Source organism: Pseudomonas sp. 3A(2025), assembly GCF_054589175.1.
The window spans coordinates 249,232-264,214 of sequence record NZ_BAAILM010000034.1 but is presented as its reverse complement, the minus strand read 5'-3'; the positions used below and the strand labels follow the sequence as shown (position 1 = coordinate 264,214).

The following is a 14,983-nucleotide window of genomic DNA, read 5'->3' as shown; positions in this document are numbered from 1 at the left end:
CGCTACCATGGGCGCCCCTTGATTGCTGGAAGTAGCCTGCATGAACAAGCCCGGTCAGACGGTGCTGGTTGCGTTGCGCAAGATGATCGCCGCAGGCGAACTGGCGGCCGGCGAGCGGCTGATGGAAGTGCCCACGGCTGAATTGTTCGGCGTCTCGCGCATGCCGGTGCGCATCGCGTTTCGTACCCTGGAGCAGGAAGGCCTGCTGGTGCGCCATGGCGGGCGCGGCTTTCAGGTGCGTTCGGTCAGCACCCAGGACATTGCCGGCGCCGTGGAAGTGCGCGGCGTGCTGGAAGGCCTGGCGGCCCGGCAAAGCGCCGAGCGCGGCCTTACGCCGGAGGCGTGCGATCAGTTGCACGCCTGCCTGCGTGAGGGCGATGCGCTGTTCGACAAGGGCTATGTGACCGAGGACGACCTTGAGGTCTATCACGACCTGAACATGCGTTTTCACCGGATCATCGTCGAAGGCAGCGGCAACCCGGCGATTGCCGATGCCCTGGCGCGCAACGATCACCTGCCGTTCGCCTCGGTCAGCGCCCTGGCCATCGATCGCCACGACATGGCCCGCGAATACCGCCGCTTCAACTACGCGCACATGCAGCATCACTCCATCGTCGACGCCCTGGTCAACCGCCAGGGCGCCCGCGCCGAAGCCATCATGCGCGAACACGCCAACGCGACGTTGCGCTACGCCGAAATCTTCAGCGCCTCCTCGGCCGAACGGATGAAAGTGATTGTAGGAGGCTCTGCTGGCGATAAGGCCGGTGTGGCTAGCCTATCTGCGCCAGGCATTACGCAGCCTTCGCCAGCAGAGCTGCCTCCTACAAAGAATCCAGCGTCAGGTCATTAGATATCCAGCACCAATAGCGGCGTCTTCGACCGTGAACAACACGGGGTGAACTGGTCGTTCAGGGCCTGTTCTTCTTCGGTCAGGTACATGTCGCGGTGCTCGGGGATGCCTTCCAGCACGCCGGTCAGGCAGGTGCCGCACACGCCTTGCTCGCACGACACCGGCAGTTCGATGCCATGCAGCTCCAGCACCTGGATCACGCTCTGGTCCTTGGGGATCTCGAACACACACCCGGTGCTGTTGACCTTGACCGAGAAGCTGCCGTCGGCGCTGGTGTCGACCGGGGCGGCGGCGAAGTATTCGCGGTGCAGGTTGGCTTCACTCCAGCCCTGCGCACGGGCGCTGTCCAGCACGTGCTGCATGAAGCCGCCAGGGCCACACACATATAAATGCACATCGGGCTGCGGACCTGCCAGCACGCTGGCCGCTTGCAACACGCTGGCCGGCTCTTCATCGACGTGCACAAACACCCGGTCGGCAAAGGCCGATGCCTGCAAGCGGTTGATGAACGCCGCCTTGTCGCGGGCGCGTACGCAGTAGTGCAGTTCAAAATCGGCGTCAGTGGCCGCCAGGTGCTCGACCATGCACAGGATCGGCGTGATGCCGATGCCGCCAGCAAACAGCAGACTGCGCCGGGCGTCGGTGGCCAGTTCGAACAGGTTGCGCGGCTCGCTGATGCGCAGGTGCATGCCGGCCTGCAACAAGCGGTGAATCGTCGCCGAACCGCCGCGCGAGGCCGGGTCGTCGAGCACGCCGATCTGATAGCGATGCTGTTCGCTGGGGGCATTGCACAGTGAATACTGGCGTACCCACCCTGCATCGCCCGGAACATGCACATCAATATGTGCGCCGGCGCTGAAGGCCGGCAGCGGGCTGCGGTCGGCACGCGCCAGTTCATAGCTGCAAATGCCCGGCGCTTCTTCTTTGCGGGAAATCACCACGACGTCGATCATTTCGATGGCTCCGGCCAGTTATTGGGCAGTGGCGATCAGCGACGGCGTTGCCGCCCGTTCGCTGGCGATGATCCGTTCCAGCACCTTGCGCGACTGCACGCCACCGGCATCGATATTGAGCTTGAGCAGGTTGCGCTCGGGGTGCTTGAGCAGGTTCTGCTGCTGGCGTTCGAGCATCTCCAGGTCTTCGCTGAAGATCTTGCCCTGGCCTTCGCGAATACTCGCGGTGAGGGCCTGGTCCTGCGGGTTGAAGTTGCGCGCCATGCCCCAGAAGTACCAGATCGAGGTGTCGCTTTCCGGAGTGATGAAGTCGACCACGATGCTGGAGGCCTTGTAACGCGCATCGGCGTGATAACCACCGTTGCCGGCATGCGCGACACCGACCTCGATCAACACATGGCTGGGCGGGGTGAAGCGGCAGATCTGCCAGCGGTCCACCGGCACGTCGTCGGCCAGGTTGTTGCCGCGCAGGGCCATGCGCCAGAAGGGCGGGGCCATGATGTTTTCCATATGCCGGGCGGTGATCACCTCATCACCCTGGACCTGGGTGACCGGTGCGGCTTCGTCGATTTCTTTCTGGCCGATGCTGGAGGCGTGCACATAGGTTTCGTGGGTCAGGTCCATCAGGTTGTCGATCATCAGCCGGTAATCGCAACCGATGTGGAACAAGCCGCCGCCATAGGCCCACTGGTCGCTGACCGCCCATTCCAGGTGCGGAATCAACGTGGCATCGGCCTGGGCCTGATCGCCCGGCCAGACCCAGATAAAACCGTAACGCTCTTCGACGGCAAAGGTCTTGTTGCACGGAAAGCCACGCACCCGCTGGCCGGGCATCGACGCGGTCTTGCCATCGGCGCCCATGGCCAGGCCGTGGTAGCCGCACACCAGCAAGCCGTTCTCGACATACCCCAACGACAATGGCGCACCACGGTGCGGACAAAAGTCCTCGACGGCGACCACGCGGTTTTCAAGCCCGCGATAAAACACCATCTTTTCGCCACAAATCTGCCGACCCAGCGGCTTTTCAGCGATTTCGTCGGGGGTGCAGGCGACATACCAGGTATTGGTGGGGTACATGAGACAGGCTCTCCGGTGTTGTTTTTATTTAATGGATCCATTGAACAGCCGAATCACTGAATTAGTCAAACAAAAATAGCCGTTAATCGCCCTGAATAATCACCTAATGGATCCATAGAAAACTTTGATCCACTGAAAGCTGGCTGAAAGCTTGGGGGATTAGCATCACCCTCAGCACCGGCAATAGACCGGTAAGCCAGGGCGGCTGCCAAGAGCCCCCGGACACTCAACAAGAATAACGGTGATTAAAATGCTTGCTCCTACCCCCCTGTACGCCCTCGTTCCCCCTGAACCCCAGACAGCCCCTCGCTGACCCGAACTGACTTTTTCCTTTTCCGGTTCCCTGGCCGCATTACGTCTGGAGTTTCGCCATGCTGACTTTCCTTGGCTTTGCCATGGTCATTGCCTTCATGTACCTGATCATGAGCAAGCGCATGACCGCGCTGATCGCCCTGATCCTGGTGCCGATCATTTTTGCTTTGTTCGGCGGCTTCGGTCCGCAGATCGGCCCGATGATGCTGGCCGGTATCACCAAGCTGGCGCCGACCGGCGTCATGCTGATGTTCGCCATTCTGTACTTCGCCCTGATGATCGACTCCGGCCTGTTCGACCCTGCCGTGCGCAAGATCCTGAAAATGGTCAAGGGCGACCCGATGCGCATCTCGGTCGGCACCGCCGTGCTGGCGCTGGTGGTTTCGCTGGACGGTGACGGCGCCACCACCTACATGATCTGCGTGGCGGCCATGCTGCCGCTGTACAGCCGCGTCGGCATGAGCCCGCGGATCATGGCCGGCCTGATCATCCTGGCCGGCGGCATCATGAACATGACGCCATGGGGCGGCCCGACGGCGCGTGCCGCCAGTGCCCTGCACGTGGATGCTTCGGACATTTTCGTGCCGATGATCCCGGCCATGGCGGCTGGTGTGGTGTGCCTGCTGGCGATCTCGTACTTCTACGGCAAGCGTGAGCGGGCCCGCCTGGGCGTGCTGCAACTGGCCGGCGACGAGATCGACCACAGCGAAATCAGCGTCTCGCAATTCCCCGACGCCCGTCGTCCGAAGATGATCTGGTTCAACGGCGCGTTGACCTTCGCCCTGATGGTCACGCTGATCATGGGCCTGCTGCCGCTGCCGGTGCTGTTCATGGTGGCTTTCAGCATCGCGATGATCATCAACTACCCGAACCTGCAGGACCAGAAAGACCGCGTCTCGGCCCACGCCGGTAGCGTGTTGTCGGTGGTTGGCCTGATCTTCGCCGCCGGTATCTTCACCGGCATCCTGACCGGCACCGGCATGGTCGACGCCATGTCCAAGAGCCTGCTGGGCGTGATCCCCGATGCAATGGGTCCGTACCTGGCGGTGATCACCGCGCTGGTGAGCATGCCGTTCACCTTCTTCATGTCCAACGACGCGTTCTACTACGGCGTGCTGCCGGTGCTGTCCGAAGCCGCTTCGCACTACGGCATCACCGCTGTGGAAATGGCCCGCGCCTCGATCGTCGGTCAGCCGGTGCACCTGCTCAGCCCGCTGGTGCCATCGACCTACCTGCTGGTGGCCCTGGCCGGTATCGACTTCGGTGACCACCAGCGCTTCACCCTCAAGTGGGCGATCCTGGTTTGCCTGTGCATCATGGTCGCGGCACTGATGATGGGTATCTTCCCGCTCGTCAGCAGCGTCTGATTCCCCCGTACCACCCCTGATCGCCGTCAGCTGTGCTGGCGGCGATTTTTTATCGCCTGAGGAAACATAGATGGAATGGCTACTCAACCCCGAAATATGGGTTGCTTTCTTCACCCTGACCGCCCTGGAAATCGTCCTGGGGATCGACAACATCATCATGATTTCGATTCTGGTCAGCCGCATGCCCAAAGCCATGCAAAAGCGCACCCGCCTGTTCGGTCTGGCGCTGGCCATGGTCACGCGCATCCTGTTGCTGCTGTCGATCACCTGGGTCATGCGCTTGACCACCGACCTGTTCACCGTATTCGGCCAGGGCATTTCCGGGCGTGACCTGATCCTGTTCTTCGGCGGCCTGTTCCTGCTGTGGAAAAGCTCGCAGGAAATCTTCCAGGGCATGGAAGGCGAAGAAGAAGGCGGCGATGAACCCAAGGGCACAGGCGGCTTTTTCCTGTACACCATCGTGCAGATCGCGATCATCGACATCGTGTTCTCGCTGGACTCGGTAATCACCGCTGTCGGCATGGTTTCGGATGTGCCGGTGATGGTTGCCGCGATCATCGTGGCAGTGCTGGTGATGATGCTCTGCTCGGGCGCGATCAGCGATTTCATCGACAAACACCCGTCGCTGAAAATGCTCGCCCTGTCGTTCCTGATCGTGGTCGGCACCGTGCTGATCGCCGAAGCGTTCGATGTGCATGTGCCAAAAGGCTACGTGTATTTCGCCATGGCGTTCTCGCTGGCGGTGGAAGCGATCAACATCAAGATGCGCACCTCGCTGGCCCGCAAGAAGGCTGAAGCCAAAGCGGCCGAGTTGGCATAAGCCCCCCGCAGGATCGGCGCATGGCCGGTCCTGCGGACAAATGTTACAGAATTATTTCAATGACCTGCCGCCTGTGCGATGCTGGCGGCACGGCTCAAAGCCGACTAAAGCTTTAGTTGAGCGTCTATCCCTTCGCTTCGCTCGCTATACCGTCAAATACCACCTCAGGGGGCTTTGCTGATGCTGACCCTGCTCGATCTATTGTCTGCCGTTGCCTTGCTGATCTGGGGCACCCATATCGTACGCACCGGTATCCTGCGCGTTTACGGGACACCCTTGCGCCGCGTGCTCGGCCAGAACATGGCGCGCCGGCCGCTGGCCTTTGTCGCCGGCATTCTGGTCACCGCCGTGGTGCAAAGCAGTAACGCTACCGCCATGCTGGTGACCTCGTTCGTCGGCCAGGGCCTGATGAGCCTGGCGCCAGCGCTGACGATCATGCTTGGCGCCGATGTCGGCACTGCCCTGATGTCGCGGGTGCTGACCCTGGACTTGTCCTGGCTGTCGCCACTGCTGATTTTTCTCGGCGTGGTGTTTTTCCTGTCGCGCAAGCAGACCCGCGCCGGGCAGATGGGCCGGGTTGCCATTGGTCTCGGGCTGATCATCCTGGCCCTGCAACTGATCGTGGCCGCCGCCGCGCCGATCACCCAGGCCAGCGGGGTCAAGGTGCTGTTCGCCTCACTGACCGGCGACTTTTTGCTCGATGCATTGGTCGGCGCCCTGTTTGCGCTGATTTCCTACTCCAGCCTGGCGGCGGTTTTGTTGACTGCCACCCTGGCCGGTTCCGACATCATCAGCCTGCACGTGGCCATCGGTCTGGTGGTGGGCGCCAATATCGGCAGCGGCCTGCTGGCGTTTCTCAGCACCAGCATGCAGAACGTGCCGGGGCGCCAGGTGGCGCTGGGCAGCCTGTTGTTCAAACTGGTGGGCCTGGTGCTGATCATCCCGGTGCTCGACCCGCTGGTGAACTGGCTCGACAGCCTGGGCTTCAAGTCTCAGGAACTGGTCATCGGCTTTCATGTGATCTACAACACCGCCCGTTGCCTGCTGATGCTGCCCTTTGTCACGCCGATGGCCAAACTGTGCGCCAGCCTGCTGCAACAACCGGCCGAAACCACCGGCCCCGCACGCGCCCGTCATCTGGACCTGACAGCGCTCGAAACCCCGAGCCTGGCGCTGGCCAATGCGGTGCGCGAAACCCTGCGCATGGGTGACCTGCTGGAAAACATGCTGGCTTCGATGCAGGGCGTGCTGCGCGGCACGCAGACCACCGTAAGCCTGGAAATGCGCCGCCTCAACGAGGATGTCGAAGCGCTGTACAGCGCCATCAAGCTGTACCTGGCGCAGATGCCGCGTGAAGAACTCGGCGAGCAGGACAACCGGCGCTGGGCCGAGATCATCGAGCTGACCATCAATCTGGAGATGGCCAGCGGCCTGATCGAGCGCATGCTGCGCAAGATCCAGCAGCAGAAGACCGCCCAGCGCCGCTCGTTCTCCGAGGTCGGCCTTGAAGAGCTGTCTGACCTGCACATCCAGCTGCAGTCCAACCTGCGTCTGGGGCTGTCGGTGTTTCTCAGTGGCGACCCGGAAAGCGCCCGCCAGTTGCTGCGTGAAAAGCGCCGCTTTCGGGCACTGGAACGGCGTCTGGCGCATGCCCATGTCAACCGTTTGCAACGTAAAGTGGTGCAGAGTCTGGAAACCAGTTCGCTGCACCTGGAAATCATGGCCGACATGAAGCGCCTCAACTCGCTGTTCTGCAGCAGCGCCTATGCGGTGCTCGAAACGGTCGACACCGGAGCGCTTTCCAGTGAGGTCGCAGGCGACGCGGCTGAACAATCGATCTGAACCGACCGGCGGCAGCGAAGTCTGTTGAATTCAACCGGCCCGCAAGGAAAAGCTGCTTTATGCGTTGCCTGCTGTTCATCTGCCTGCTTCTCGGCGCGCTGCCTGCCCATGCTCTGGACCGCTTGCAAGCCCAGGGCTATCTGTTGCCCAACGGCCTGCAGGTTCTGCTCAAACCCGGCTACGACAAGGGCCATGTGTCGATTCGCCTGGTGATCGGGGTGGGTTTCGATGACTTTCCGTGCGCGTCCAAAGAGCTGCCGCACCTGCTCGAACACTTGATGTTCAGTGGCATCGACGACAGCGGCGAGGGCGGCCTTGAAGAACGCATGCAGGCGCTGGGTGGCGACTGGAACGCTTTCACCAGTAACGCCGACACCACCTTTGTGATCGAAGCCCCGGCACACAACCAGCGCAAGGTGCTCGACCTGCTCATGGAGGTGCTGACCCGCACCGAGCTCAGCCAGGAACGCCTCGACACTGTCAGGCGTATCGTCGCCCGCGAAGACGGCGGACATACCTCGCCACTGCAACGCCTGCTGGACAAGCCCGAGGACAGCCACAACGCCAGCAACCAGCTGGCCGCCGAACTGGGCCTGAAATGCGCCGCACGCTCTGAGGTCAACGACATTCCCCTGGAGGCGCTGCAAGATGCGCTGGCGACCTTCTATGCCGCCAACAACATGACCCTGATCGTGGTCGGCGACCTCGACAAACTGCTGCCCGGCTATGTGCAGCGGGTCTATGGCAAGCTGGCCGCCACCGAGCCGGTCGAACGGCAAGCGCTGGCCAGTGCCGGGCATAAAGCCGAACAGCGCCGCACCCTGGCGCGCGGCATGCTGGGCGAGAACGCGCGCTTGTACCTGATGTTTCGCGAGCCCGTACTGGAAAATCAGCACGACGAAACCTGGGAGCTGGTCAAGGCCAACCTGGAGTGGGCGCTGTACAGCGAACTGCGCTTGAAGCTGGGTTTGTCTTACGGGCCATCGGTGGACCGCGAGGTGTTCGGCGACAGCGGCCTGATGAGCCTGGTCGTCGATGTCGACCGCAGCGACCTGGCGCAAGCCGAACAGGCAATGCAGGCGCTGCTGGAGCGTCTGAAGCGTGACGGCTTTCAGGCCGACAGCTTCAACCGCCTGAAACAGGTGGCCATCGACCGTCAGGCCTGGGCCGTACAGGGCAACAGCGCGCTGGCCGACTATTACTGGGGCGCGCTCAACGACTATGAAGACGGCCGCTTCAACGACCCGGTCAAGCGCATCAGGGCCGTCAGCCTGGAAAGCACCAACCAGGCGCTGCGCCAGTTGCTGGAGCAACCGGGCTACGTGCGCATTCAGCAGGCGCGCTTCAGTTATGACGGCTTGTACTGGCTGGCGGTCGCCGCACTGTGGGTGGTGGTGCTGTTGATGGCCGGATGGTGGTGGTATCAACGCCGCAAGCATACGCATGAGGTTACGCCGCCGCAGCGCCGGAATTGATTTATCCTTGCGCGTTTTTCTGCCCCTTGTGAAGTGAAGCCAAATGCCCAACTGGAATGCCGCCGTCACCCGCATCATTGACCTGATGCGCCGCTATCCAGGCATCATCGCGCTGGGCGGCTTTATCTCGGGGATCGCCAGCTTCATTCTGGTCGACCGCCAGGCGGGGCTGGCCAACTGGATCGCGGTGGTCATGCTGCTCAGCTGGCTGTGGCTGATGGTCGAAAACAGCGTGGTCGGCCTGTTTCGAGCGAAGTTCGGCAAGGAAATCCCCAAAGGGGTGCTGCGCTACGGCACGCAGATGATCCATCAGGAAAGCCTGTTTTTCGTATTGCCGTTTTTCTTCATCACCACCACCTGGAACAGCGGCCAAGCGGTCTTCACCGCATTATTGGGCGCCGCCGGGCTGGTCTCGATCATCGACCCGTTGTACTACCGCTGGCTGGCGCCACGGCGCTGGCTGTTCATGGCCCTGCACACCCTGACCCTGTTTGCCGCGCTGCTCACCGCGCTGCCGATCATCCTGCACCTGACCACCACCGAGAGCTACAAACTGGCGCTGGGCATCGCCATGCTGCTGTCGCTGCCCAGCCTGGCCTCGAGCTTTCCGATGACCACCTGGCGGCATGCGCTTGGTCTGGTGGTGGTGACCCTGGCGGTGGGCAGTGCCGGCTGGATGCTGCGCTCGTGGGTGCCGCCGGCCACCTTGTGGCTGACCGAAGTGGCGGTGAGCACCACCTTCGACAACAAGACCCGCACCCCCGGCGACAGCATCCGCCAGATCAGCGCCAGCCAGTTGCGCCGTGAAGGCCTTTACGCCTACACCTCGATCAACGCCCCGCGCGGGCTTGAAGAGCGCATTTACCATGTGTGGCGACGTGACGGTGAAGAAGTGGACCGCATCGCCCTGGACATTCATGGCGGGCGCAAGGAGGGCTATCGCGCCTGGACCCACAAGCGCAATTTCCCGCCACAGGTGGCCGGCCGCTGGCAGGTGCGGGTACTGACCGAAGACGGACAGATGATCGGCGTGCTGCGCTTCGAGGTCACCGACAGCGATCAGCCGGCAGTTACCCAGCCGGACGGACGCATTCTGGGGCTCAAGCCGGGTGGCGATACCTCTTCAGGCGATGAACCGGAGCCGGAGAAGCAACCTGAGGCAGAGCAAGAACCCGAACCTGCGCCGGAAGCTGAAACACCGGCGCCGGCAGAACCGGCGGCGCCCACTCAGGCGCCCTGAGGCTTAGCTGGCGGTGGCGCCGAAGAACCAGTAGCAGACATAAATGGCGGCGATCACGCCAGAGAACTCGGCCAGTAGTGCACAGCCCACCGCATGCCGGGCGCGCTGGATGCCCACCGCGCCGAAGTACACCGCCAGCACATAGAAGGTGGTTTCGGTGCTGCCCTGAATGGTCGCCGCCGCCAGCGCGGCAAAGCTGTCGACGCCCTGGGTCTGCATGGTCTCGATCAACAGCGCCCGTGCGGCGCTGCCGGAGAACGGCTTGACCATCGCGGTGGGCAGCGCATCGACGAAGCGGGTGTCCCAGCCCAGCCACTCGACCACATGACGAATGCCTTCAAGGCCAAAGTCCAGCGCCCCCGAGGCGCGCAGCACGCCGACCGCACAGAGCATCGCCACCAGATACGGCAGCAGGTTCCTGGCGACATCGAAGCCCTCTTTGGCGCCTTCGACGAACGACTCGTAGACCTTGACCTTGCGCAGCGCGCCGACCAGCAGAAACAGCATGATCAGGCCAAACAGCGTGAGGTTGCCCAGGATCGACGACAGGCCGGCCAGCGCCGCCGCCGACAAGGTACCGAGAAACGCCATGAAGCCGCCCAATAGCAGCGCACCGGGAATCAGATAAGCCAGCACCACCGGGTCCCACAGGCGCAGGCGCTGCATGATCGCCACCGACAGCAGGCCCACCACCGTCGACACGCTGGTGGCCAGCAGGATGGGCAGGAACACCAGGGTCGGGTCGGCGGCGCCTTGCTGGGCGCGGTACATGAAGATGGTGACGGGCAGCAGGGTCAGCGAGGAGGCGTTGAGCACCAGAAACAGGATCTGCGCGTTGCTGGCGGTGGTCTTGCTCGGGTTGAGCTCTTGCAGGGCCTTCATGGCCTTGAGGCCGATGGGCGTGGCGGCGTTGTCCAGCCCCAGGCCGTTGGCGGCGAAGTTGAGGGTGATCAGCCCCAGGGCGGGGTGCCCCGGTGGGACTTCCGGCATCAGGCGCTTGAACAGCGGCCCCAGCGCCTTGCCCAGCCAGTCGACGATACCGGCCTGCTCGGCAATGCGCAGAAAGCCCAGCCACAGGGTCAGGGTGCCGAACAGCAGCACCATGACCTCGACCGACAGCTTGGCCATGGCAAAGATGCTCTCGACCATGGCGGCAAAAATGCCCGCGTTACCGCCGACCAGCCACTGCGCCATGGCCGCGATCATCGCGACAACGAAAAAACCAAGCCACAGGCCATTGAGCATCGCACACCCCCGCAAAGTAGGCGGGGATGATAACGGTCAGCGGTTGCAGAAGGAAATTACCGGGTCGCCATTGGGCGTGTAGGAATGTTCCAAAAGCCTGGTCTAGTTGGCCGGAGCGATCTCCAATTGTTTGAGCCTGATCCCCAGCAATCGACCGTCAACGCTCAAACCCAGCGCTTGGGGTGAAGTCGGGGCCGAGATCAGCAGCGACAGCTTACGGGCTTGTCCGGAGGTGGCAATGCGCAAGGTTTGCAGCGTTCCGTCGGCCATCAGCGGGTAGTGCTTGCCCTCCACTTCGACATTGAACGGCTTGTTTTCGTTGGGACCAAAGCCTGTCGCCGACAAGCTCAACTGAAAGACTGCCGGCAACGGCTCAGCGAATTTGATTTCTACGCGATCACCCAACGACCAGGTGCCGACCGGCTCGGGATGCGAAAGGCCAGTGATTCTCGTGGAAGGACCAAGACTGAGCGCCTTGCTAAAATCCAGTTGCAACAGGTAGAGCCCGGATATTTTTCGGGCCAGCGAAAAACCATTCAAATACATCACGTCGAATTCGCCTTCGGCAAAATCGATATCACCGATGCCCAGAATCCACGTGATGTTTTCAGGAGTCTGTGAGGCTTGGTAACGCAAGCCTGGCACATAGGATCGGTCGCGGGTCGCTTGCAGGTTATCCAGATAGAGCAGCGGCCGCCAGGTATCACCTTCGCTCTCACCCACCACAGCCAGCCTCGACAGGTCGGCGTCGGACAGGTAGCTCTTGGCGAACAAGCCTGCCCTGTCAAACGCGTCAGGGACAAGGCGTTCGCGCACCAGAGCATTGTTGTAGACAGCACTGACGCCCACCGACAACGGCAGGTAAAAACAGATAAATAACAGGCTGCCAATACGCGCCGACGTGTACCAGAGCAAGACAACCAGTGCCGACAGACCAGCCAGCCCCATGAATACGATGCGGTTCATCATGTAGCCGCGCAGTTCAGGACTGTCGATATGACTGGGGGTGTATGGCTGCATGCGGGTCAGCGCCGCATAGCAAAGAACGCCCAGCACCAGGACGGTTATCACCAGGCGCCAGTTCTTGAGATGAACCCCATGCTCGCGATTGATTTGGGCGCCGGCGGCGATAAACAGCAACGGCAGCATGAAGTCGTAATAACGCATGTGTAGCCGCGAAGCGGTTTCGTACACTCCGACGCCAACGACCGAGGCAGAGAACAGACTGACAACCGCAATCAGGTTCAGCAGCAGTGCCAGCGTAAAAAACGCAATGCGTTCTTCATCCTGCAGGCGCGTTCCGACCACGGCCTTGATAGAGCCGAACAGAATGACGGCCAGCGCTACGCCAAACATCAGGGTATTGGCCAGTACATGACCTTCGACAATGCCCGGCAAGACCTTGAAGATATCCAGCAAGCGTTGCAACGTACCGGTGCTCGATTGCAAGGTCTCGTTGTAAAAGCCGCCAAAGAGGGTCAGGCCGGCCTTGCCCGCCAGCACAAAGCTGACGAAAAACTTGGTCGCCAACATCGCGAAAACGAATAAGGCAGCACTTTTCAGCCCGCTGGCCAGCCATCGCCCGGTGTCTTTGTACGCGAAGAACAGGATGCACAGGCAGAACCCCGGAATCACCAGCAGCGCATGCGGCTTGACCAGCGCCGAGCAGCCCATCAGTACACCGAATACCAGCCACTGGCTGGCTAGTGCGCTGGCTTTCAGACGCAGAAAGTACCAGACACTGATCCAGAACGTCAGGAAGAACAGCGGCTCGGGCATGTAGTACGTGGTATAGCTGTTGATCGGCCCCAGCAAGCTGATGGTTACGATCAGCAGAGCGATGCCAGGACCGCAGAAGCGCCTTGCCACGGCATGAATGAACGGCGCCGCCGCGACAAAAAACAGAACATTGAAAAACTTCGAGCAGAACAGACTGGCACTGCCGCACAAGCTGGTTGCCTGATAAATGGCGATGTACAGGTAGCCCGGAATGGAGGCGTCCTGAAATGTCATCAGCCTGGTCATCATGCTATAGGTGTATTCATCGCGCATGACCAAGGGGTACAAGCCTGCGGCGCGTAGCATCAGCAAAATCAGGGCGAGCAACATGATGCCCATGAGCACGATCGGCGCACTGAGCTGGAGTCTGTCAGGGAGGGGTGTATCTGTGCGAGTGGAGCCTGGAGGGTTGGACGACATACTGGTGTTTCCCATGAAGCCTGGGTTTCAGGCTATGAATGGGCGTTTCGACAACACTAGAGATACCCCTTGGCAAGGGGTAAAAAATCGACCACCTGGTAACTTCAGTCATTCGACCAGTTCATGCACATCCATACTGTTGCGTCTGCGCGTTTGATGACAACGGGCCTTTCGGCCCGCTGTGCAGGGTAGATCATATTAAAGCGACTGCACTCACTCAGCCGCTGGCACCTTTGCCGCCGCAGGCTCTTTGCTGCGCCAGTGTGGCAACGAATTCCAGTAACGCTCGCCCTTGGCGTCGTCGTACATGCCTTCCCAACGCGCAATCACCAGCACGGCCAGGGCGTTGCCGATCACGTTCAGCGCGGTACGGGCCATGTCCATGATGCGGTCGACACCGGCGATGAACGCCAGGCCTTCCAGCGGAATACCGACGCTGCCCAAGGTCGCCAGCAGCACCACGAACGACACACCCGGCACACCGGCGATGCCTTTGGAGGTGACCATCAGGGTCAGGACCAGCATCAGTTGCTGACCGACCGACAGGTCGATGCCGTACAACTGCGCAATGAAGATCGCTGCGATGCTCTGGTACAGGGTCGAGCCGTCGAGGTTGAACGAATAACCGGTCGGCACCACGAAGCTGCAAATCGCCTTAGGCGCGCCGTAGGCTTCCATCTTGCTGATGATGCGCGGCAGGGCGGTTTCGGAACTGGCGGTGGAGTAGGCCAGGATCAGTTCATCCTTGAAGATGCGCATGATCTTCAGGATCGAGAAGCCGAACAGGCGGGCGATCAGGCCCAGCACCGCAAAGGCAAAGAAGGCGATGGCGACATAAACCAGGATCACCAGCTTGGCCAGCGGCAGCAACGAGGCGAAGCCGAAGTTGGCGACGGTCACGGCGATCAGGGCAAACACGCCGATCGGCGCGTAGGCCATGATCATGTGGGTGACCTTGAACATGGTTTCCGAGACGCCCTGGAACATCTTCACCAGCGGGTCGCGCACTTCGGCCTGCAAGCTGGCCAGGCCCATGCCGAACATCACCGAGAAGAAGATGATCGGCAGCATGTCGCCACGGGCGATGGACGCAAAGATATTGGACGGAATCAGGTTCAGGATCGTGGCAATGAAGGCATGATCATGCTGCACCTCAGCGGCGGTCGCCTTGTACTTGGAGATGTCGACAGTGCCCAGTGTGCTCATGTCGATGCCGGCGCCGGGCTGGAAGAAATTGGCCAGCAACAGGCCGACGACAATCGCGACGGTGGTAACGATCTCGAAGTAAAGGATGGTCTTGAGGCCAATGCTGCCCAGCTTCTTGGCGTCGCCCACCCCGGCAATACCGACGATCAACGAGGCCACCACGATCGGCACCACGATCATCTTGATCAGACGAATGAAAATGTCGCCGGCCGGTTGCAGGACGTTACCGATCCACCAGGCCTTCTCGGCACTGAAGTGGTTAAGCAGGGCGCCCAAAGCGATACCCAGGACCAGACCGATCAGAATCTGCCAGGCCAGACTCAGTTTTGCCTTCTTCATGTCGTTACCTTTATGCGAAGTGCCTGGGCAGCCTGGGAACCATGGCCTCGCCCTGCCG

Annotated in this window: 10 protein-coding genes and 1 pseudogene; 6 read left to right on the top strand and 5 right to left on the bottom strand. The window is 61.3% G+C overall.

Annotation, left to right across the window (positions count from 1 at the left end):
* Window positions 1–40 precede the first annotated feature (40 nt).
* A pseudogene (locus tag ACYP2A_RS15150) lies at window positions 41–736 on the top strand (GntR family transcriptional regulator); the annotation flags it as partial.
* 110 nt (window positions 737–846) lie between these two features.
* Here the strand turns inward: ACYP2A_RS15150 and ACYP2A_RS15145 are convergent.
* Window positions 847–1,803 carry a PDR/VanB family oxidoreductase gene (locus ACYP2A_RS15145; protein ID WP_459746146.1) on the bottom strand — a complete coding sequence of 319 codons (957 nt, stop codon included), beginning with the start codon at window positions 1,801–1,803 and terminating at the stop codon, window positions 847–849.
* An 18-nt stretch (window positions 1,804–1,821) separates the two neighbouring features.
* Entirely contained in the window at window positions 1,822–2,880 is a 1,059-nt protein-coding gene (locus ACYP2A_RS15140) for a Rieske 2Fe-2S domain-containing protein (RefSeq protein ID WP_459746143.1), read from the bottom strand.
* 371 nt (window positions 2,881–3,251) lie between these two features.
* Between ACYP2A_RS15140 and ACYP2A_RS15135 the strand changes: the two genes are divergently transcribed.
* The 5 genes from ACYP2A_RS15135 (at window position 3,252) to ACYP2A_RS15115 (ending at window position 9,936) form a co-directional block, all read left to right on the top strand.
* Window positions 3,252–4,559 (top strand): CitMHS family transporter, encoded by a 1,308-nt coding sequence (locus ACYP2A_RS15135; RefSeq protein ID WP_459746140.1) that lies wholly within the window; start codon window positions 3,252–3,254, stop codon window positions 4,557–4,559.
* Window positions 4,560–4,629: 70 nt separating this feature from the next.
* The gene (locus ACYP2A_RS15130) at window positions 4,630–5,379 is read left to right on the top strand and encodes a TerC family protein (RefSeq protein WP_459746137.1); all 750 of its coding nucleotides are present in this window, start codon (window positions 4,630–4,632) and stop codon (window positions 5,377–5,379) included.
* A 180-nt stretch (window positions 5,380–5,559) separates the two neighbouring features.
* Window positions 5,560–7,221, top strand: a complete 1,662-nt coding sequence (locus tag ACYP2A_RS15125; protein ID WP_459746135.1) for a Na/Pi cotransporter family protein — start codon at window positions 5,560–5,562, stop codon at window positions 7,219–7,221.
* A gap of 59 nt (window positions 7,222–7,280) precedes the next feature.
* Window positions 7,281–8,696 (top strand): M16 family metallopeptidase, encoded by a 1,416-nt coding sequence (locus ACYP2A_RS15120; RefSeq protein ID WP_459746132.1) that lies wholly within the window; start codon window positions 7,281–7,283, stop codon window positions 8,694–8,696.
* A gap of 43 nt (window positions 8,697–8,739) precedes the next feature.
* Window positions 8,740–9,936, top strand: a complete 1,197-nt coding sequence (locus ACYP2A_RS15115) for a DUF5924 family protein (RefSeq protein WP_459746129.1) — start codon at window positions 8,740–8,742, stop codon at window positions 9,934–9,936.
* 3 nt (window positions 9,937–9,939) lie between these two features.
* Here ACYP2A_RS15115 and ACYP2A_RS15110 read toward each other — a convergent pair whose 3' ends face one another.
* The 3 genes from ACYP2A_RS15110 to gltP all read right to left on the bottom strand — a co-directional run bounded on the left by ACYP2A_RS15110 (window position 9,940) and on the right by gltP (window position 14,925).
* Window positions 9,940–11,181, bottom strand: coding sequence for a nucleoside recognition domain-containing protein (locus ACYP2A_RS15110; RefSeq protein ID WP_459746127.1), 1,242 nt, complete (start codon window positions 11,179–11,181; stop codon window positions 9,940–9,942).
* A 102-nt stretch (window positions 11,182–11,283) separates the two neighbouring features.
* Window positions 11,284–13,299, bottom strand: coding sequence for an ArnT family glycosyltransferase (locus tag ACYP2A_RS15105; RefSeq protein WP_459746124.1), 2,016 nt, complete (start codon window positions 13,297–13,299; stop codon window positions 11,284–11,286).
* Between the two features lie 294 nt (window positions 13,300–13,593).
* On the bottom strand, window positions 13,594–14,925 hold the full coding sequence (gltP, locus tag ACYP2A_RS15100) for a glutamate/aspartate:proton symporter GltP (RefSeq protein ID WP_459746121.1): 1,332 nt from the start codon (window positions 14,923–14,925) through the stop codon (window positions 13,594–13,596).
* Window positions 14,926–14,983 lie beyond the last annotated feature (58 nt).